Origin of the sequence: Longispora fulva (assembly GCF_015751905.1) — a bacterium.
In the GTDB taxonomy this organism is placed as follows: domain Bacteria; phylum Actinomycetota; class Actinomycetes; order Mycobacteriales; family Micromonosporaceae; genus Longispora; species Longispora fulva.
This window is the reverse complement of sequence record NZ_JADOUF010000001.1, coordinates 445089-463777: the sequence shown is the minus strand read 5'-3', so window position 1 is coordinate 463777 and position 18689 is coordinate 445089. Positions and strand designations below refer to the sequence as shown.

The following is an 18689-nucleotide window of genomic DNA, read 5'->3' as shown; positions in this document are numbered from 1 at the left end:
CTCCTCAGGCGTTCTGGTCGGCGAGGGCCGGGACGGGGGTGTCCGCCGGCCTGCGGGTGCGGGGGCGCAGGAGCCGCTGCATCGGCAACTCCACGAGTCGGAACAGGCCCCAGGCGACCAGGGTCGTGATCACCGCGTCGAGCAGGAAGAAGGGCACGGCCTGGTACCAGTGCCAGGTCACCGTGTTGTCGGGCACCCAGCCCTGGTGGTGCATCCAGGCCCCCAGCCGGAGCACGACCTGTTCCTGCACGATCAGGTGCGAGGCGTAGAAGGAGAAGGAGATCTCGCCGAACCACACCACCGCCCGCCAGCGCAGCGGCGACCATCCGCCGTGGATGTCGACCGAGGCCAGCGCCGCGATCAGCAGCGCCCAGGGGATGAGCATCCCGGCCTGGAAGTGGCCCCAGCCGGGCAGGTTGTCGTTGACGACCCAGCCGACGACGCACAGCGCCAGGCAGACCGCGACGCCGGGGCCGCGCCAGGACGCGCGCTTGACCAGTAGGGCCAGCGCGATGCCGATGACGAACTCCGGCAGCCGGGCCGGCGGGAACACGTAGGCGAACCAGAAGGTGACCGGACCGCCGGCCTCCGAGGTGGGCACGAACTCGAACGGATCCGGGTTGACCAGGCTGAACACGCCGTTCACCAGGGCCGGCAGCGTGAACACCAGCAGCGCGCAGATCCCGGCCGTCACGTACAGGCCCACGGCCCGGGCCCGCGACAGCAGGATCAGCAGGCCGGGGAACAGCAGGTAGAAGAACGCCTCGCAGGCCAGGGACCACGTCACGCCGTTGACGCCGAAGTAGAAGAACTCGCTGGGCACCCAGGACTGCACCAGGAGGAAGTGCGAGGCGATCAGGTTCCACACCGGGACGCCGAAGGAGGCGATCACGAAGGCGAGCGCGACGGCGGTGGTGAGCGCGTGGATCGGGTACACCTTGGCGAAGCGGCGCTGGTAGAACTCGCGCAGGGTGTCACCCGGGCGGCTCACCCAGGTCAGGACGAACCCGCTCAGTAGAAAGAATCCCGACACGGCGACGCTGCCGTGGGCGAACAGGGCCTCCAGAACCCGGTGCAGGGGGGAAGCGTTGGCGGTGCCCTGCGGTGCGGTCAGGCCCACGGTGGTGAAGTGGGCGCCGAGCACGATCAGGGCGAACACGCCCCGCAGCCCGGTCAGGGATCTCAATTGGATCTTTTCCGTACTGCGCACGATGTACTCCTAGGTCGTGAGGGTCGAGGTGAGGCCTTCCAGCGCCGCGACGAGCGCGCTGGGCGGCGGTTGGGCGGCGAGCTCGGCGCGGAGGCGGTCGGCCGCCGCGGCGTATCCGGGGTCCTCCAGCAGGCCGAGCAGGTCGGACCGCAGCAGCGCCACGCCCTCCTCGCCGGGGGGCAGTTCCGGTTCGAGGCGGTGCGCTCCGGCACCGGCCCGCACCACGGACTGACCGTTGAGGGTCGGCTCGGGCCGGCGCGTCACCGTCAGCTGTGGGACGCCGTACGTGGCGGCGGTCAGCGTCGTGCCGGAGCCGCCGTGGTGCAGGACCGCCGCGCAGGTGGGCAGGAGCCGGTGCAGCGGCACCCGTTCGACGAGCCGGACCCGCTCGGAGGCGAGCGGTTCGAGGAGGGGGCGCTGGGTCTCGGTCGTGGCCACCACCACCTCGACGTCGAGGCCGGCCGCGGCGCGCACGGCCCGGTGTACGGGCTCGACGGCGGCGGCGCCGAGGAACTTCGCCGCGGTGGCGCCCCAGGTGACGCAGACCCGCGGCCGGGCCGGGTCGGGCACGGTCGTCCACTCCGGAGCCAGGCCCGGGCCGTTGTACGGCACGTACCGGACCGGCCACCGTTCGACCGGTGCGGGGAAGTTGAGGCTGGGCGGGCACGGGTCCACCCACGCAGACGGCCACAGCCGGGTCGGAACGCCGAACCGGGCGAACAGCCGCTCGTACTCCGGCAGGGGGTCCTCCAGCAGGTCGGACATCTCGAGCCGCTGGAGCCCGGGGCTCCCCCACAGGCTGCTCACATTGGGCACGCCGAGGGCCGCCGCCGCGACCGGTCCAGCGAAGCTCACCGCGTCGTGCACGACGAGGTCGGCCCGCCAGCGCCGGCCGAAAGCCACCAGGTCATCGACCATCCCCTCGGCGGTGACGCACTGCTGCCGGCCCAGGTTGGCCAGGAGTTCGCGCTGGTCGGGGCGGAGCACCTCGGTCCGTATCGGCCAGTCGTCCGGCCACCGGTCCTGCTCGTGCCACGTCGCGAGCTGCGGGGCCCGCCAGGTCTGCCGGGAGTCGCGGTCGACGCCGACCGGCGTGTACGGCAGCCCGGAGGCGACGACCGCCTCGGCGAGCGCCGGCGTACTCGCGACGGCGACCTCGTGCCCCGCGGCGCGGCAGGCCCAGGCCAACGGCACCATCGGGTTGAAGTGGGACGGCGACGGGAACATCGTGAACAACAAGCGCATGCCGTCGTTTGTGTCCTACCGGCCCGGAGCGCGGCCACACGTCCGCTCGAAGGCCGCCGGAGCCTCGGTCGCGGACCCGACACGGGCATCGATATCTGCCCTATCGTCGGAAAGCATGCGCATCCTTCTGACGAGCGGCCCCATGCACGGCCACCTGATGCAACTCGTTCCGTTGGCGTGGGCCCTGCGCGCGGCCGGCCACGAGGTCCTGGTCGCCACCCCCGCCGACTTCGTTCCCGCCACGACCGCCACCGGCCTGCCAGCGGCCTCCGTCGCCGAACCGGTGTCGATGGCCCGAATGATCTCCTACGACCGGTCCGGCGCGCCGGTGGCCTGGACGGCGGACGCGCACGGTCGCACCGAGCGCAGCGGGCGCGGATTCGCCCGGCTCGCCGCGCACACCCTCGCCGGTACCCGCGCCCTGGTGCGCTCGTGGCGGCCCGACCTGGTGGTGAGCGAGCCGACCGAGTACAGCGGACCGCTGGCCGCCGGTGAGGCCGGCGTGCCGTGGCTGGAGCACTGGTGGGGGCTCGCCATCGACCCCGGCTACCGGGTGGCCGCCGAGTCCGAACTCGCCCCGGAACTCGAGGAACTGGGGCTGGCCGGCATCCCCGCCCCGTGGCGGGTCCTCGACGTCTGCCCGCCGTCGTTGCAGCGCCCCGGGCTGCCGGAGCGTGGACTCATGCGGTACGTGCCGTACAACGGCAACGGCGCGATCCCCGCCTGGGTGCACGAACCACGGTCCCGGCCCCGCGTCTGCGTGACGCTCGGCAGCGTCCTGCCGCAGTTCGTCGCGCCAGCCCTGGCCCGGGCCGTGGCGGCACTCGACGGGATCGGCGCGGAGATCGTGCTGGCCGCCGACCCGAAGGTGGTCGCGGACCTGGGGCCGCTGCCCGACTCGGTACGCGCCGCCGGCTGGCTGCCGCTCGGCGTCGTCCTGCCCGGCTGCGACCTCAGCGTGCACCACGGCGGGCCCGGTTCGACGTGGTCGTCGTTCGTCTCGGGGCTGCCCCAGCTGGTCCTGCCGGGCGCGTCGGACACTCCCGCTTACGCCCGGGCGGTCGCCGCGGCGGGCGCCGGCGAACAGCTCGACGCGGCCGACCTCGACCCGTTCGCCGACGCGTGCTCCCGGCTGCTGGCCGAGCCGTCCTACCGCCGGGCGGCCGGGGCGGTGGCCCGGGAGATCGCGTCGATGCCGTCCCCGGCAGAAGTCGTCGCCCGGCTCGTTCTCTAGCCGGTTTCAAGTCCCGCCCCCGACGCTGGCCCCATGACGACATGGTTGGTCACAGGGGCACACGGCATGCTCGGCAGGGAGGTCGTCGCGGCCCTGCGGGACGGTGACGTCACGGCGGTCGGGCGCGGGGACCTCGACATCACCGATGCCGGGGCGGTCGCCCGCGTCGTGGCCGGCCACGACATCGTGGTCAACTGCGCCGCGTGGACGGACGTCGACGGCGCCGAACTGCACGAGGAGGCCGCGTTCGGGGCCAACGCGCTCGGGCCGGCGTTCCTCGCCGAGGCCTGCCGGCGCTCGGGCGCGGCCCTGCTCCACGTCTCCAGCGACTACGTGTTCGCCGGCGACGCCACCGAGCCCTACCCGCCCGGCGCGCCGCTCGCCCCGCTGTCGTCCTACGGCCGGGGCAAGGCCGCAGGGGAGTGGGCCGTGCGGGCGATCCTGCCCGAACGGTCCTGGATCGTGCGGACGGCGTGGCTGTACGGCGAGCGGACCACCGGCTTCGTGCCCACGATGCTGCGGTGCGCCGCCGTGGGCCGCCAGGTCGACGTCATCGACGACGTGTGGGGCCACCCGACCTGGGCGCGGCACGTCGCCGGCCGCCTGGTCGGGCTCGTCGACGCGGACGTGCCGGCCGGCGTCTACCACGCCGCGTCGGCCGGCGGCGCCACCTGGCACTCCTTCGCCCAGGCGATCTACAGCGCGGCCGGGGCCGATCCGGAGCTGGTCCGCCCGACGCCGGCCAGCGGGGTTCCCCGCCCCGCCCGCCGCCCGGCCCGGTCCCTGCTCGCCGACGACCAGTGGCCCCAGGTCGGCCTGCCCCGGTTGCCGCACTGGCGGACCGCCTGGGAGCAGGCCTACCCGGAGCTGGCCGCGGCCGGCATGCCGGGCACGGCGCACTGAGCACACCTCAACGGACGGGAGATACAAGGATGCGGCCACTACGGGTCCGGGACGCGTGGGTGACGTCCCTGCAACCGCACCACGATGACCGTGGGAAGTTCATCGAGTGGTTCCAGAAGGACCCACTCCTGGCGGCCACCGGACGGGCGCTCCCGCTCGCCCAGGCCAACGTGTCCGTGTCCCGGCGCGGCGTCCTGCGCGGGGTGCACTTCGTCGACGTGCCGGACGGTCAGGCCAAGTGGGTCAGCTGCGTGGCGGGCCGGGTCCTCGACGTCGTCGTCGACGTCCGGGTGGGTTCGCCGACGTACGGGCAGTTCGACGCCGTCATGCTCGGCGAGGGCGAGTGGCGGGCCGTGTACATGGCCGAAGGGCTTGGGCACGCGTTCATGGCGCTCACCGAGTCGGCGGTCGTGGCGTACCTGTGCTCGGCGCGGTACGTCGCCGGCCGGGAGCGGTCCGTCAACCCGCTCGACCCGGACCTCGCCCTGCCGTGGCCGGACGACGTGGAGCGCATCGTGTCCGCGAAGGACACCGCCGCGCCGACGCTCGCCGAGGCCGAGGAGCTCGGCATCCTGCCGCGGTACGCCGACTGCGTCCGGCTGGGGGCCACCACATGAGGATCGAGCAGCGGGCGGTCGTGCGAGCGCCGGCCGAGCTGGCCTACCGGCTGGTCGAGGACGTCACGCTCTGGGCCCGATGGTTCGAGCCCGCCGTGCACGCGGCCACCGTCGGCCGGGGACCCGGCGGGGACACCGTGCGCCGCTGGGCCCTGCGGGGCGGCGACCTGCACGCCTGGACGTCGACCCGCCGCCTCGACCCCGCCGGGGGCTGGCTGACCTTCGACCAGCTCGAACCGCCGGCGCCGCTGGCGGCGATGGGCGGCGAGTGGCGGTTCACCGCCCGTGCCGACGGGACGACCCTGGTCGAGGTCAGTCACGAGTTCCGCCTCCTCGGCGGCGACCCGACCCAGATCGCCGAGCGCACGAGGGCCCAGTCGCAGCGGCAACTCGACGCGCTGACGGCGGCTGCGGAGCGGTGGGCTGGCCTCGACGACGTGGAACTCGCCCGGCTGGCGTTCCCCACCGACCTTCCCATCGACGCGGTACTGCGGCACACCGCCGCCCGGGTGCCGGACCGGGCCGCGATCGTGACGCCCGCCGGGACGGTGACGTACGCGGAACTCGACGACCGGGTCAGCCGGACCGCGGGATTCCTCACCGCGCTCGGCCCGCAGGCGACGGTGGCGGTCACCCCCGTCCTGGGACTGGGTTTCCCGCTCGTGCTGTACGGGGCGTCGCGGGCCGGGCACACCACTCTCACCGTGAAGATGGCACTTACCGGCGCGGACCTGGCGGCGTTCCTGACGGAGAACGGGGTGCGGGCGGCGTTCCTGACGAGGGCGCAGCTCGCCGGCCTGCCCGAGGTGCCGGGGCTGGAGGCGTACCCGGTCGACGAGATCCCGGCCGGCGAGCCGACGCCTGGTCGGGGCGACCCAGCGACCGTGGCCTACGTGCACTTCACCCACGGCACGACCGGGGCTCCCAAGCCGATCGAACTGACCCACCGCAACCTGGTCGCCAACGCCGCGCAGACCGCGCAAGTCCACGAGCTCGACCAGCTGGACATCGTGCTCAACCACCTGCCGGTGTACCACAACATGCACCTCAACGGCGCGGTGTGGGCCGGGGCCACCCAGGTGCTGTGCGTCGACCCCGACCCGGCCGCCGCCATCGCCATGGCCAACGCCCACCGGGTGCGCTGCCTTTACGCTCAGCCCGGCCAGCTCGCCCGGCTCGCCGCCGACCCCCGGCTGTCCACGTTCCACCTCGACACCGTCGAGGTGATCCGCACCGGGGGCACGGACCTGCGCCCGGCCGTCGCGACCGCGCTGTCGGAGCGGTTCGGCGTGCCGGTCATCCAGGGGTACGGCATGGTGGAGACCGCCGCGCTCACCCACTCCGACCGGCGGGCCCGGCCCACCGTCGGCTCGGTCGGGCCGGCCGTGCCGGGCACCGAGTGCCGGATCGTGGACGTCGACACCCGCGAACCCCTCGGCCCCGGTACCCCCGGCGAAGTGCTCGTCCGGGGACCGCAGGTCGCCGCCGGCCGGGTCGACGCGGACGGCTGGCTGGCCACCGGGGACCTCGGCCACGTCGACGACATCGGGACGCTGACCCTCGTCGACCGGCTGGGGGACGTGTTCAAGGTGGGCAACGAACTCGTGTCGCCCACCGAGATCGAGCGGGTCCTGCTGGACCATCCCGACGTGCACGAGTGCGCGGTAGTCGGCTACCCCGACGACATCCTCGGCCAGGTCCCGTACGCGCTGATCGTGCAGTCCCCGCCGGACCCCGACCGGCTCGCCGAGCTGCTGGAATCCGCCAACAAGCTGCTCCCGGCGCACCAGCGCCTGCACAGCGTCAGCGCCGTCGACGCCATTCCCGGCGCCCGATTCGGCAAGATCCATCGCCGCGAACTGCGGGACCGGATCGCCCCGACACCCCAAGGAGAACAATGATCACCCTCGTCAACAAGGTCACCGTCACGGGCGACCTCGCGGAGTTCGAGCGGGCGCATTCCGCGGTCGCGGAGTTCATGCGCGTGCAACCCGGGGCGCGCCGGTTCCAGCTCCTGCGGTCGGCGGAGGACCCGACGGTGTTCGTCGAGGTCGCCGAGTGGGAGAGCCGCGATCACCACGCCCGGGCACTGGCGGCCCCCGGGTTCTACGAACGGGCCGGGGTGATGCGGTCTCTCGCGGAGTTCGAACGGGCGATGTACGACGTCGTGCGGACCGAGGAGCCCTCGAGCGGGGCCTGAGGGGTTCTCCGTCGGACACGCGGATGCTGCGGAGGACGCAGAACGCGAACCGAGGGGGAAACCATGGAGCTGGGACTGTCAGGTCGGACCGTACTCGTCACCGGGGCCACCGGTGGCATCGGTCAAGCCACGGCCCGGGCCTTCGCCACGGCGGGGGCCCGGGTCGCCGTCGCGTACCGGTCCGGCCGCGAGAACGCCGAGGAGCTGGCCGCGAGCCTGGGGGTACCGGCCATGGCGGTCCGCTACGCGCTGGACGAGCAGGACTCCCCCGCGGAGGCGGTCGCGGCCGTCGAGGAACGGTTCGGCGGCATCGACGTCCTGGTCGCCAACGCGGTGCGGTGGGGCACCCGCCGCGGGCCGGACACCCGGTTCGACGAGGTCGCCGCACGGGATTGGGCGCCGGTCATCGCCGAGAACCTGACGCCGACCATCCGCACCGCCCAGCTCGTCCTGCCCGGCATGCGCCGGCGGTCCTGGGGCCGGATCGCGCTGATCTCCTCGCACGTCGCCACAGACGGGGCCCGGGGCCAGGAGTTCTACGGCGCGGCGAAGGCCGGCCTGCACGGGTTCGCCCGGAGCCTGGCCTTCGACGCCGGGCCGGACGACGTCCTGGTCAACGTCGTCTCCCCCGGCCTGACCGCGACCGAGCGGGTCCTGTCCGGCCTGCCGGCCCCGGTCCGGGAGCGCGAGATCGGTCTCACCCCGCTCGGCAGGCTGTGCACCCCGGAGGAGGTCGCCCACGTGATCGTGTTCCTGTGCTCGGCGGCCAACGGCGGTGTCACCGGTGAGACGGTGACCGTGGCGGGCGGCCGGTGAGACGGTGACCGTGCCGGGCGGCCGACACGTCGGCCGCCCGGATTCACAGGTCGACGGTGACGTCGTAGGCGGTCAGCCACCGGTCCAGCCACAGGGCCATCTCCAGCCCGCCGCGGTCGTACGGCTGGCTGACCGCGCCGACGGGGCGGCGGAGGTAGCCGCGTACCCGGTCCAGGTCCAGCATCGGCAGCACCGGGGAGTCGCCGGCGGCGAGCAGCCCGGCCAGGTCGGCGCGCAGGGCACGCTCGTAGCCGGGATCCTGGGTCGCGGGGTAGGGGGTCTTGACGCGTTCGAGCACCGAGGCGGGCAGCAGGTCGGCGACGGCGGCCCGCAGCAGGCTCTTCTCCCGGCCGTCGAAGCTCTTCATCGCCCAGGGCACGTTGAAGACGTACTCGACGAGCCGGTGGTCGCAGAACGGAACCCGGACCTCCAGCCCGACGGCCATGCTCATCCGGTCCTTGCGGTCCAGCAGCGCGCGGACGAACCGGGTCAGGTTGAGGTGGGTGACCTCGCGCATCCGCCGCTCGCCGGGGTCCTCGCCGGCCAGGACCGGCACCTCGGCGAGCGCCTCGTGGTAGCTGGCCGTGCGGCGCGCGGGAAGGTCCAGTTTGGCCTGTAGCCCCTGGTCGAGGAAGGCCAGGCCGCCGAAGTACCGGGCCGAGCCCGACGTCAGCCAGGGGAACGTGTCGGCGCTCAGCGCGGCCGGGTTGCGGAACCACCGGTACCCGCCGAAGAGCTCGTCGGCCGACTCGCCCGACAGCGCCACCGTGGACCGCTGCCGCACGGCCCGGAACAGCAGGTACAGCGAGGGCCACATGTCGCCCCAGTAGGCCGGTGGCAGGTCGGTCGCCGCCAGCACGGCGGCCCGCACCCCCGGGTCGACCAGCCCGGCGCTGTCCAGCAGCACCTCGGTGTGCTCGGTGCCTGCGTGCGCGACCATGTCCCGGACGAACGGCGCGTCGGCGGCCCCCCGGACGGCGTCGGGCCGGAACCGCTCGGCGGCCCCCGCGAAGTCCACTGAGAACGACCGGACCTTCTCCCCCGGAAGTGCCTGGGCGGCCAGGGCCGTGATCGCCGAGGAGTCCAGTCCGCCGGACAGCAGCAGGCAGCGGGGCACGTCGGAGACCAGCTGGCGGGTGACCGTGTCCTCGAGCAGGTCGCGCACCGTGCGGATGGTGGTCGGCAGGTCGTCGGGGTGCTCGCGGGCTTCCAGGCCCCAGTACCGGTGTTCCGTCAGGCCCGACCGGCGCACCCGGACGAGGTGCCCGGGCCTGACCTCGGACATGCCGGTGAACACCGCGTGCCCCGGCGTCCGGACCATGTCCAGTACCTCGCTCAGCCCGTCGGCGTCGACCCTGCGCGGCACCGACGGGTTCGCCAGGATCGCCTTGGGTTCGGATCCGAACAGCACCCCGGCGGGGGTCGGGTAGTAGTACAGCGGTTTGACGCCCATCCGGTCACGGATCAGCAGCAGTTCCTCGCGTCCCGGGTCCCAGACGGCGAGGGCGAACATCCCGTTGAGCCGATCGACCATGCCCTCGCCCCACTGCAGGTACGCGCGCAGCACGACCTCGGTGTCGCTGGCCGTCCGGAACCGGTGCCCGTGGCCGAGAAGTTCGGTCCGCAGCTCCCGGTAGTTGTAGACCTCGCCGCAGAAGCTGAGCACCGCCGTCGTGCGCCCGTCGTCCTCGGCCGTCATCGGTTGGCGGCCTCCGTCGAGGTCGACGATGGCGAGCCGGCGGTGACCGATCGCCGCGTGGCCGGTCAGCCACAGCCCCTCGTCGTCGGGTCCCCGGCAGGACATGGTCGCGGTCATGGCCCGCGCCGTCCGGTACTCACCCGCCAGGTCCCGGTCGAAGTCCACCCAGCCCGCGATCCCGCACATGTGTCGACCTCCCGTGTCGGAGGAGGGTGATCGCCGTGGCGACCACCCCCACGTCAGTCCTTGTTGATCAGGGCCAGGAGCATGCGCGGGGTCCTGGCCTCGGTGACCACGTCGTCGCCGAGGTCCCGCCCGCGTTCCCGCTCGATCCAGCTGACCGTGTTGAACAGCGCGAGCGAGTCGTAGCCCAGCTCCTCGAACGAGCTGTCCAGGATGTCGCCGGACAGGTCCACGGACTCGTCGACGCCGGCGCACTCGCGCAGCGCCCGTACCAGATCGTCGATCTGAAATTCCGCCATCTGTGACTCCCTCTCTCAGTTACGTCGGACCACCATGGCCGAGTTGAATCCGCCGTGCCCCCGGGCGACGACCAGCGCGGTGCCCAACGCCCGCTCCCGCGGAGCCCCGGTGACCAGGTCGATCAGGTCGCCGTGCGCCGGCCGGTCGACGTGCGCGGTCGGCGGGATGACCCCGTCGCGCATCCCCAGCAGGGCCGTGGCCACGTCGAGGGGCGCTCCGCCGCCGGCCAGCCGGCCGGTCATCGTCTTGGGCGCCGTCACCGGTACGCCGCGCGGGCCGAACACCGTGGCCAGCGCCCGGGCCTCGGCCAGGTCGGCGGACCCGACCCCGCTCGCGTCGGCGAACACGACGTCCACATCGGACGGATCCACCCGGGCCCGGTCGAGCGCCTGGACGATCGCCCGGCGCAGGCCGGGTTCGACGCCCGGGCCCGGCGGCGGGTCGAACGTCGCGGCGTAGCCGGCCAGTGTGCCGTAGGGGTCGCGCCGTGCCGCGTCGCCGGACTCCAGGACCAGGAGCGCGCCGCCCTCGCCGGGGACCTGGCCCCGGGCGTCCACGTCGAACGGCAGGTAGGCCCGGCCCGGGTCCGTGGCGGTGCTGAGCGTTCCCGACCGGATCAGGCAGATCCAGGACCAGGGGCTCAGCGAGCCGTCGACCCCGCCGGCGACCATCAGCCCGGTGCCCTCCTCCACGTGCCGGCGCGCCTTGGCGATCGCGTCGAGTCCGCCGGCCTGTTCGGCAACGAGCGCCCCGCCCGGCCCGCGCATCGCGTGCCGGATGGATATCTGGCCGGTGTTGACCGGGTAGAACCAGGCGAAGGACTGGTACGCGCTCACGTACCGGCCGCCACGGCTCCACAGGGCCTCCAGCTCCTTCTGCCCGAACTCGAACCCCCCGGCGGAGGCCGCGGTGACGACGCCGGCGGCATACTCGGGCAGTTCCCCGGGGTCGGCCCCGGCGTCGGTCAACGCCTCCTCGGCGGCGATGAGGGCCAGCCTGGTCATCCGGTCGGTCTGCGGGAGGATCCGGTTGGGCAGGTACTCCCCAGGGTCGATCGTGACCTCGCCGGCGACGCTGGCCGAGTACCCGGACGGGTCGAACCGGCCGATCCGCGCCAGTCCGCTCTCGCCGGCCAGCGTCGCCGCCCAGTACGCCTCGACGCCCAACCCGTTGGGGGCGACGATCCCGAGGCCCGTGACGACCGTGCTCACCGCTGTCCCCCGTCCCACCTGGTCAGCGCGATCGCGCTCTGGAATCCGCCGAAGCCACTGGCCACGCTGAGCGCCACGTCGACCCGGTGGTCCCGGGCCACCAGTGGCACGTAGTCCAGGTCGCAGTCAGGGTCCGGTTCGTGCAGGTTGGCCGTCGGCGGGACCACCGAGTGCTCGATGGCCAGCACGCAGGCCGCCATCTCCAGGGCGCAGATCGCGCCGAGCGAGTGGCCGATCATCGACTTGATCGAACTGATCGGGGTCCGGTAGGCGTGGTGCCCGAGGCTGGCCTTGAACGCCGCCGTCTCGTGCAGGTCGTTCTGCTTGGTCGCCGATCCGTGCGCGTTGACGTAGTCCACCTGGGACGGGTCGAGCCGGGCCCGGTCCAGGGTCGCCCGGATCGCCTCGGCGAGTTCCCGGCCGTCGGCGCGCAGGCCGGTCATGCTGTACGCGTTGCACCGCGAGGCGTAGCCGGCGACCTCGGCGTAGACCTTGGCGCCGCGGCGACGGGCGTGCGACAGCTCCTCCAGCACGAAGATCGCCGAACCCTCGCCGAGCGCGAACCCGTTGCGGGTCCGGTCGAAGGGCCGAGAGGCGCTCTCGGGGGTGTCGTTGCGCGGCGTGGTCGCCTTGATCGCGTCGAAGCAGGCGACGGTGATCGGGGAGATCGCGGCGTCGGACGCCCCGGCGACCATGACGTCGGCCTCGCCGTCGAGGATCAGGTCCACGGCGTGGCTGATCACGTCGACGCCGGAGGTGCAGCCGGTCGACACGACCCCGACCGGGCCCTGCGCGCCGGCCTCGTGGGCCAGTTCCGCAGCCATCGACGACGGGACGAAGTAGTCGTACAGGTAGGGGCTGCCGTGCGCCTCCTCCACCAGCCAGGAACGGCCCTCGTCGCTGACGATCGCGTACTCCCGGTCCAGGCTGATCGTCATGCCGCACGCGGTGCCGACCATGACCCCGGTGCGCAGCGGGTCGCGTGCGCCGAGCACCCCGCTGTCGTCGAGCGCCTCCCGGGCCGCGACCATCGCGAACTGTGTCGTGCGGTCCCACTGCCGGATCTGTCGTTGCGACAGCCCGGAGGCGACGGGGTCGAAGTCCACCTCGGCGGCCACCCTCGACCGGAACTGCGACGCGTCGAACGTCGAGATGCTCCGGGTGGCGGTCCGGCCGGCGGTGAGCAGATCCCAGTACTGCTTGGTGCCCACCCCGCCGGGGGCGACCACCCCTATCCCGGTCACCACGACGCGCCGTCCGTCACGCAGTCCTGACACCGCAGCTCCCTTCACGTTGACCGGCCGACCAGGATGTGCTGGCCGGCCTGAGGTGACGAGCGTCTGCCGCGACCCTCAAGCCGGCCTCGAAGGCGGGTGGACGGTGCCCGCGACGCAGCCTCGAACGAACCTCGAGCGCGGAATGTGACGGTCGCCCGATGACTGACTTACGTGAGGCGCTCGTCGTCGGCGCCGGCCCGGTCGGGCTGACCGTGGCGCACGAACTGCGCCGGCGCGGCGTGCGGGTCCGCCTGATCGACGCGGCGGAGGGTCCGGCGACGACGAGCCGTGCGACCTCGATGCACGCGCGGACCCTGGAGACCTTCGACCAGATGGGTGTCGTCGACGAGCTGCTCGCCCTCGGGCTGCGGATCGAGGCGTTCACCCTGTACCAGAACGGGCGTCAGCTCGCCCGGCTCGGCACGGACTTCACCCCGAACCCGACCCGCTACCCGTTCACCCTCGGGCTCGGCCAGGTCGACACCGAGCGGGTGCTCCGCGACGCGGTCGCCCGGCTCGGCGTCACCGTCGAGTGGGGGGTGCGGATCACCGCGTTGGAGCAGGACGGCGACGGGGTGCGGGCCGAACTGCGGCACCTCGACGGATCGACGGAGACCGCCGAGGTCGGTTGGCTGGTCGGCTGCGACGGCGGGCACAGCACGGTGCGCAAGCAGCTGGGGCTCCCGCTGACCGGGGACTCACACGAGACGTGGCTGCTCGCCGACGCCGACGTCGACACCGGGCTGGCCCGCGACAGCCTCTATTTGGTCCGGTCGGTCGGCGACAACTTCCTTCTGGTACCGCTCCCTGGTGACCGGCGCTGGCGCATGATCGACACGTCCGGCACGTGGGCCGGGACCGACGACGACGCGGTGCGCGGGCGCTTCGCCTCCGTCCTGTCCGACGGGCTCGACCGCCCGGTGACGGTCGGCCCCCCGCACTGGGTGTCGGTGTTCACCGCGCAGCAACGGATGGTGCACCGGATGCGGGTCGACCGGTGCCTGGTGGCCGGCGACGCGGCACACGTGCACAGCCCCGCCTCCGGGCAGGGGCTGAACACGGGGATCCAGGAGGCGTTCAACCTCGGCTGGAAGCTCGCCATGGTCATTCAGGGCCACGCCGGCCCCGCCCTGCTGGACAGCTACGACGCCGAACGGGTCCCGATCGGCGCGGCCCTGCTCGGCTCGACCAGGAACGCCGCCCGCCTCGTCGCGCTGCGCAGCGCGATCGCCGGCGCGACCCAGCCGCTGTTCTTCGCCGTCGTCCGCAACCTGCGCCCGCTGCGCGCGAAGCTCCAGCAGCAGATCCTCGGCAAGATCTCCGGGCTCAACATCGGGTACCCGGACGGTCCGCTCACCGTGGCCGCCCCGGCCGGCCCCGGGCCCCGGCCCGGCCAGCGGGTCGCCCAGGTGACGGCTCCGGCGGGCGACGGGGCCGGCTGGTCCGGCCTGCTGGAGGAATTGCGCGATCCCCGCTGGACGCTGCTGGTCGGTCCCGACGGCGCGACCGCCGATCCGGCACGGCTGGCGGCGAAGAACTCCGGGTGGCTGTCGGTGCGCACGGTCGACGCCGGCCCGAGCCCGACCGGCCCCGGCCCGTTGCCCGATCCCGGCGGCGCGCTGCGCGGGGACCTGGGGCTGGGGCCGACGGGCTGGCTGCTGATCCGCCCGGACGGGTACGTCTCCGCCCGGGGCGAACGGTTGACCACCGCGGCCCTCGCCGACGCCCTGCGGCCACTGGCGTTGAGCGCCCGCTGAACCGCCCGGCGGGCGGTCCCGGTCCCCGGGGCCCACGCCAGCATGCGCGGGGTCCTCCTGGGCGAGGACCCCGCGCACGTGGGGGGCGAGGCGCCGGGCTCAGTCGTCCAGCAGCGCCACGGCCCGGGTCCACCCCGCGCCGGCCCTGGCGATCTTCACCGGAAAGCACACGACAGTGAATCCGGACGGTGGCAGGGCGCCCAGGTTCGCCAACCGCTCGATCTGGCTGTACTCGCGCCGCCGTCCGACGAAGTGCGCCGGCCAGAGCACCGAGCGGTCCCGGGAGGCCGAGTACCGCCGGATGATGTCGGTGAAGGGCGCGTCCAGGCTGAACGCGTCCGTGCCGATCACCCGGACGCCCAGGTCGAGCAGGAGCTCGGTCGCCGGGCCGTCGAGCCCGGTGAACTCGGTGAAGTACTCCGGCGTCCCGTGCCGCGCGTCGGCGCCGGTGTTCAGCAACGCGATGTCCATCGGTCGGGGCGTGTGGCCGGACCGGTCGATCGCGTCCTTGAGGAACGCCGCGTCCACCGCGCCCGTGGGCGCCGCGGTCAGGTCGAGCACGAAGCCGGGCCGGTGGAACCAGTCCAGCGGCATCTGGTCGATGGTGCGGGGAACGCCATAGCTGGTCCGCGTCCCGTAGTGCGACGGGGCGTCGACGTGCGTCCCGGTGTGGGTGGACGCGCGGATGAAGTCCAGGTCCAGGAACTCCCCGTCCGGCAGCTCGGCGGGGTCGAAGTCCAGGCCGAACTTCTCCAGCATGCCGGCGCGCATGTGCTGGGCGCCGTCGCGGTGCGACAGGTACTCGTGGCTGACCGGGTCCGGTTCCCACACCTCGGAGTCGATCGGCGACGACAGGTCGATGATGCGCATGGTGTCCTTTCAGGCTCAGGCGCGCAGGCCCAGACCGCCGTCGGCGGTGATGACCTGCCCGTGGATCCAGGCCGCCTCGTCGGCGCACAGCAGCGCCACGACGTCGGCGACGTCGGCGGGGGTGCTCAGGCGTCCCGCCGGAGTACGGGAGGCGAGCATGCGCTCGGCGGCGCCGTCCCCGCCCTTGTCGAGCTTGCTGGTGGACACCGCGTTGACGGCGATGCCCTGGCCCGCCAGCTCGACGGCGAGGTAGCGCACCAGGCTCTCCAGGGCCGCCTTGGCCACCCCGAGATTGGCGTAGGCCGGGACCACCCGGCGCGCGCCGACGCTCGACACCGCGATGACCCTGCCGAGCCCGCCCGCCATCAGGTCCCGCAGCGGCAGCACCGCGCCGAGTAGCGGTTCGACGGCCATCGCGAGGTCCGCGCGCAGGTCGGGCAGTGTGGGCAGGCCGTCAGGAGCCGGATGGAACGAGGAGATGTTGTGCACGTAGACGTCCAGCCGGTCGAGGCCGGCGAGCAGGGCCTCCGGCCGGCGGGCGTCGCCCCGCAGCAGGGTGGCGACGCCAGGCAGACCCGCGAGTTCCGCCACAGCCCTGGCGGCGTCGGCCTCCGAGCGGGCGTAGTTGACGTACACGTCGCAGCCGCTCGCGCAGAGTTTGCGGGCGATCGCCAGCCCCAGCCCCCTGGTCCCTCCCGTCACGAGCGCCGTCCTGCCCCGTAGATCCATGGTCACCGTGTTCCACCCTCCCGTACCAGTCGCGCCGCCCAGACCTCGCGGGCGGAGTCCTCCAGGCCCCTGCGGGGCGTCCAGTCCAGTAGCCGCCGCGCCGTGGCGATGTCCACCTCCTGCCAGGCCAGTCCGTCCCCGGCCCGGCTCGGACCGGCCGCCGGCACCTCGACGACCTCGGCGTCCAGGCCACTGGCCTCGACGAGGAGGTCCACGAGGCGGCGGACCGGCACGACCGTGCCGCTGCCGATGTTGATCACCCGACCGCCGACCGGCGCGGTGGCGGCGGCCACCACCGCGTCGGCGACGTCGCGGACGTCGACGAAGTCCCGCACGTCCCGCAGCGGGGTCAGCCGGACGACGGCCGGCTCGTCCGCCGCCGCGGCGAGCAGTTGCGCGCAGACCCGGCCCGGCAGGCTGTCGGCGGGGGCGCCGGATCCGACCGCCGTCGACACGCGCAGCACGATGCCGTCGACGCGGCCCGACCGGGCGGCGGTCAGCACCGCGTCGGAGCCGGCCAGCTTGGTCTGGCTGTACCAGGTGGTCGGCCGGGTCGGCACGTCCTCCCCGATCGCCACGCCCCGGGGGGCCGGTCCGTACTCGTACATCGAGCCGAGCTGCACGAGACGCGGCCCGCCGGGCATGGCGGCCATGGCGTCCAGCACGTGCTCGACGAGGGTGACGTGCACCCGGGCCATCTCGTCGTCGGTGACGCCCCACACCGCCCCGGTGGCGTTGACGACGATGTCCGTCCGCTCGGCGACGAACAGGACGGTCAGCGCGGCCGTGTCGAGCGCGAGCAGGTCCATGGTCAGCAGCCGCGACGGCGGGTCGGACACCCGGTTGGAGGCGATGGCGAGGACGTCGTGGCCCGCGGCGACGAACGCCGCGCACAGGTGTCTGCCGACGAATCCCGTCCCGCCCAGGACGACCACGTTCACCCCGGTACCTCGACCTTCGTGTCGTCGCCGATGACCAACCGGTGCCGGTGGGGTTCCTCGGCGACCCGGCTGACCTGTGCGGATCGGCCGATCAGCGAACCGGAGATGCCGCGGACCCCGAGTACGGACACGTCGTTGAGCACGATGGAGGAGTCCAGCCCGGCGCCGCGCAGGACGCAGCCGCGACCCAGCGAGGTGTGGGGCCCCACGCGGCTGTCCTCCACGAGGGTGTCCGCGCCGATGATCACCGGCCCCTCGATCCGGGAACGGACGATCTTGGCTCCGGGTTCGACGACCACCACGCCGGTCAGCACGCTGTCGGAGTCCACGGCCCCGTCGATCCGGCCGGTGAGGCGACCGAGCAGGACCCGGTTGCACTCCAGCACGTCGTCGATCTGACCGGTGTCGCGCCAGTACCCGCCGAATCTTTCGGCGTGCACGTGCCGTCCCTCGGCGACCAGCCACTGGAGCGCGTCGGTGATCTCCAGTTCACCGCGTCCGCTGGGTTTGATCGCCCGCACCGCCTCGTGCACGGCGGGGGTGAAGAAGTACACGCCGATCACCGCCAGGTCGCCCTCCGGCCGGCGCGGCTTCTCCACCAGCCGCGTGACCCGGCCGGTGCCGTCGACGACCGCGACCCCGAACTGGGTCGGGTCCGGGACCGGGGTGACCACCACCTGCGCGGCCGGCGCGCGTTCGGCGAACGCCGTGGCCAGGTGCGCGAGCCCGCCGGCGAGAATGTTGTCGCCGAGGTACATCACGAAATCGTCGTCGCCGAGGAAGTCCCGGGCGATCAGGACGGCGTGCGCCAGGCCGAGTGCCCTGTCCTGTTGGATGTAGGTGACCCGGACGCCCCACCGCGAACCGTCGCCCACGACGGCGCGGATCTCCGCGCCCCGGTCGCCGACGATGACGCCGATGTCGGCGACCCCGATGTCGGCGAGGTTCTCCAGGCAGTGCACCAGGACTGGCTTGTTCGCCACCGGTACCAGCTGCTTGGGCATCGAGTGGCTGATCGGCCGGAGCCTGGTGCCGGCCCCACCGGCCAGGACCAGGCCCTTCATGGCAGGTCGTCGCGGGTTACGCGCCGCTCGGCGACAAGGAGCTTCTCCCCGTCACGGACGAGGACGTCCTCGCAGACGCAGGTCAGGTGCACCCGGGCCGTGCCGCCGACGGGGGTGGCCAGGATCAGCGCGTAGCACTTCGCGCGCACCGTCCCGTCCCCGGCCGCCTCGACGGCGACCATGCCGTGCCAGTGCCGGTGCACCTCCCCGGCCTCCAGCAGCCGCTGGTATCCGGCGCCCACCCCGGCCGTGAGCGCGGCGCGGCCCCGTACGGGGTCGGCGCCGCTCGGCGGATGGAAGGCGCCGTCCTCGGTGAAGGTCAGGGCCCATTCCTCCGCCGCTCCGGAGTCGAGCAGGTGGAAGTGGGTGGCGTAGAACTGTTCCACCTCGGCGCGTAACTCGGCTAGGGCAGACAGGGTGGACGACATGGCGG

18 protein-coding genes are annotated in these 18689 nt (G+C 73.4%); 7 read left to right on the top strand and 11 right to left on the bottom strand.

Annotated features, from left to right (window positions below):
* Positions 1-4: 4 nt before the first annotated feature.
* Positions 5-1210: an acyltransferase family protein gene (locus tag IW245_RS01975; RefSeq protein ID WP_197001476.1), complete on the bottom strand. Its 1206-nt coding sequence runs from the start codon at positions 1208-1210 to the stop codon at positions 5-7.
* Between the two features lie 9 nt (positions 1211-1219).
* On the bottom strand, positions 1220-2455 hold the full coding sequence (locus IW245_RS01970) for a nucleotide disphospho-sugar-binding domain-containing protein (RefSeq protein WP_197001475.1): 1236 nt from the start codon (positions 2453-2455) through the stop codon (positions 1220-1222).
* A 115-nt stretch (positions 2456-2570) separates the two neighbouring features.
* On the opposite strand from IW245_RS01970, the gene IW245_RS01965 reads away from it, so the two are divergent.
* The 6 genes from IW245_RS01965 (at position 2571) to IW245_RS01940 (ending at position 8225) form a co-directional block, all read left to right on the top strand.
* Positions 2571-3689, top strand: coding sequence for a nucleotide disphospho-sugar-binding domain-containing protein (locus IW245_RS01965; RefSeq protein WP_197001474.1), 1119 nt, complete (start codon positions 2571-2573; stop codon positions 3687-3689).
* Between the two features lie 33 nt (positions 3690-3722).
* Positions 3723-4592, top strand: a complete 870-nt coding sequence (gene rfbD / locus IW245_RS01960; protein WP_197001473.1) for a dTDP-4-dehydrorhamnose reductase — start codon at positions 3723-3725, stop codon at positions 4590-4592.
* Between the two features lie 29 nt (positions 4593-4621).
* A complete protein-coding gene (locus IW245_RS01955) occupies positions 4622-5209 on the top strand; it encodes a dTDP-4-dehydrorhamnose 3,5-epimerase family protein (protein ID WP_197001472.1) in 588 nt (195 codons plus the stop codon).
* Complete coding sequence (locus IW245_RS01950; RefSeq protein ID WP_197001471.1) at positions 5206-7110, top strand: AMP-binding protein; 1905 nt, start codon at positions 5206-5208, stop codon at positions 7108-7110. Before IW245_RS01955 ends, IW245_RS01950 begins: the two co-directional genes overlap by 4 nt.
* A complete protein-coding gene (locus IW245_RS01945; RefSeq protein WP_197001470.1) occupies positions 7107-7409 on the top strand; it encodes an antibiotic biosynthesis monooxygenase family protein in 303 nt (100 codons plus the stop codon). Before IW245_RS01950 ends, IW245_RS01945 begins: the two co-directional genes overlap by 4 nt.
* Positions 7410-7472: 63 nt before the next feature.
* Positions 7473-8225: an SDR family NAD(P)-dependent oxidoreductase gene (locus tag IW245_RS01940; RefSeq protein WP_197001469.1), complete on the top strand. Its 753-nt coding sequence runs from the start codon at positions 7473-7475 to the stop codon at positions 8223-8225.
* A gap of 43 nt (positions 8226-8268) precedes the next feature.
* On the opposite strand, the gene asnB is transcribed toward IW245_RS01940, so the two are convergent.
* Genes asnB through IW245_RS01920 form a run of 4 tightly spaced genes read right to left on the bottom strand, consistent with a single transcriptional unit; the run spans position 8269 to position 12895 of the window.
* Complete coding sequence (asnB, locus tag IW245_RS01935; RefSeq protein WP_197001468.1) at positions 8269-10110, bottom strand: asparagine synthase (glutamine-hydrolyzing); 1842 nt, start codon at positions 10108-10110, stop codon at positions 8269-8271.
* Between the two features lie 53 nt (positions 10111-10163).
* Complete coding sequence (locus IW245_RS01930) at positions 10164-10406, bottom strand: acyl carrier protein (RefSeq protein ID WP_197001467.1); 243 nt, start codon at positions 10404-10406, stop codon at positions 10164-10166.
* Positions 10407-10421: 15 nt separating this feature from the next.
* The gene (locus IW245_RS01925; protein WP_197001466.1) at positions 10422-11618 is read right to left on the bottom strand and encodes a ketosynthase chain-length factor; all 1197 of its coding nucleotides are present in this window, start codon (positions 11616-11618) and stop codon (positions 10422-10424) included.
* Positions 11615-12895, bottom strand: coding sequence for a beta-ketoacyl-[acyl-carrier-protein] synthase family protein (locus tag IW245_RS01920; protein WP_307788857.1), 1281 nt, complete (start codon positions 12893-12895; stop codon positions 11615-11617). Before IW245_RS01920 ends, IW245_RS01925 begins: the two co-directional genes overlap by 4 nt.
* Positions 12896-13053: 158 nt before the next feature.
* Here IW245_RS01920 and IW245_RS01915 point away from each other — a divergent pair, with 158 nt between their 5' ends.
* Positions 13054-14652 (top strand): FAD-dependent oxidoreductase, encoded by a 1599-nt coding sequence (locus IW245_RS01915; protein WP_197001465.1) that lies wholly within the window; start codon positions 13054-13056, stop codon positions 14650-14652.
* Between the two features lie 99 nt (positions 14653-14751).
* Here the strand turns inward: IW245_RS01915 and IW245_RS01910 are convergent, their stop codons facing one another.
* The 5 genes from IW245_RS01910 to IW245_RS01890 are packed head-to-tail and all read right to left on the bottom strand — an operon-like array spanning position 14752 to position 18684.
* A complete protein-coding gene (locus IW245_RS01910; RefSeq protein ID WP_197001464.1) occupies positions 14752-15522 on the bottom strand; it encodes a cyclase family protein in 771 nt (256 codons plus the stop codon).
* Between the two features lie 15 nt (positions 15523-15537).
* Entirely contained in the window at positions 15538-16251 is a 714-nt protein-coding gene (locus tag IW245_RS01905; RefSeq protein WP_231399178.1) for an SDR family oxidoreductase, read from the bottom strand.
* A 2-nt stretch (positions 16252-16253) separates the two neighbouring features.
* Positions 16254-17192 carry an NAD-dependent epimerase/dehydratase family protein gene (locus IW245_RS01900; protein WP_197001462.1) on the bottom strand — a complete coding sequence of 313 codons (939 nt, stop codon included), beginning with the start codon at positions 17190-17192 and terminating at the stop codon, positions 16254-16256.
* On the bottom strand, positions 17189-18256 hold the full coding sequence (locus IW245_RS01895) for a glucose-1-phosphate thymidylyltransferase (RefSeq protein WP_197001461.1): 1068 nt from the start codon (positions 18254-18256) through the stop codon (positions 17189-17191). Before IW245_RS01895 ends, IW245_RS01900 begins: the two co-directional genes overlap by 4 nt.
* Positions 18253-18684, bottom strand: a complete 432-nt coding sequence (locus IW245_RS01890) for a nuclear transport factor 2 family protein (protein WP_197001460.1) — start codon at positions 18682-18684, stop codon at positions 18253-18255. Before IW245_RS01890 ends, IW245_RS01895 begins: the two co-directional genes overlap by 4 nt.
* Positions 18685-18689: the final 5 nt, after the last annotated feature.

Bases quoted from the DNA above. Each gene is read 5' to 3' on its own strand.
- IW245_RS01970 (WP_197001475.1), bottom strand. From the start codon at position 2,455: ATGCGCTTGTTGTTCACGATGTTCCCGTCGCCGTCCCACTTCAACCCG.
- IW245_RS01965 (WP_197001474.1), top strand. From the start codon at position 2,571: ATGCGCATCCTTCTGACGAGCGGCCCCATGCACGGCCACCTGATGCAA.
- rfbD (WP_197001473.1), top strand. From the start codon at position 3,723: ATGACGACATGGTTGGTCACAGGGGCACACGGCATGCTCGGCAGGGAG.
- IW245_RS01955 (WP_197001472.1), top strand. From the start codon at position 4,622: ATGCGGCCACTACGGGTCCGGGACGCGTGGGTGACGTCCCTGCAACCG.
- IW245_RS01950 (WP_197001471.1), top strand. From the start codon at position 5,206: ATGAGGATCGAGCAGCGGGCGGTCGTGCGAGCGCCGGCCGAGCTGGCC.
- IW245_RS01945 (WP_197001470.1), top strand. From the start codon at position 7,107: ATGATCACCCTCGTCAACAAGGTCACCGTCACGGGCGACCTCGCGGAG.
- IW245_RS01940 (WP_197001469.1), top strand. From the start codon at position 7,473: ATGGAGCTGGGACTGTCAGGTCGGACCGTACTCGTCACCGGGGCCACC.
- asnB (WP_197001468.1), bottom strand. From the start codon at position 10,110: ATGTGCGGGATCGCGGGCTGGGTGGACTTCGACCGGGACCTGGCGGGT.
- IW245_RS01930 (WP_197001467.1), bottom strand. From the start codon at position 10,406: ATGGCGGAATTTCAGATCGACGATCTGGTACGGGCGCTGCGCGAGTGC.
- IW245_RS01915 (WP_197001465.1), top strand. From the start codon at position 13,054: ATGACTGACTTACGTGAGGCGCTCGTCGTCGGCGCCGGCCCGGTCGGG.
- IW245_RS01910 (WP_197001464.1), bottom strand. From the start codon at position 15,522: ATGCGCATCATCGACCTGTCGTCGCCGATCGACTCCGAGGTGTGGGAA.
- IW245_RS01905 (WP_231399178.1), bottom strand. From the start codon at position 16,251: ATGGATCTACGGGGCAGGACGGCGCTCGTGACGGGAGGGACCAGGGGG.
- IW245_RS01895 (WP_197001461.1), bottom strand. From the start codon at position 18,256: ATGAAGGGCCTGGTCCTGGCCGGTGGGGCCGGCACCAGGCTCCGGCCG.
- IW245_RS01890 (WP_197001460.1), bottom strand. From the start codon at position 18,684: ATGTCGTCCACCCTGTCTGCCCTAGCCGAGTTACGCGCCGAGGTGGAA.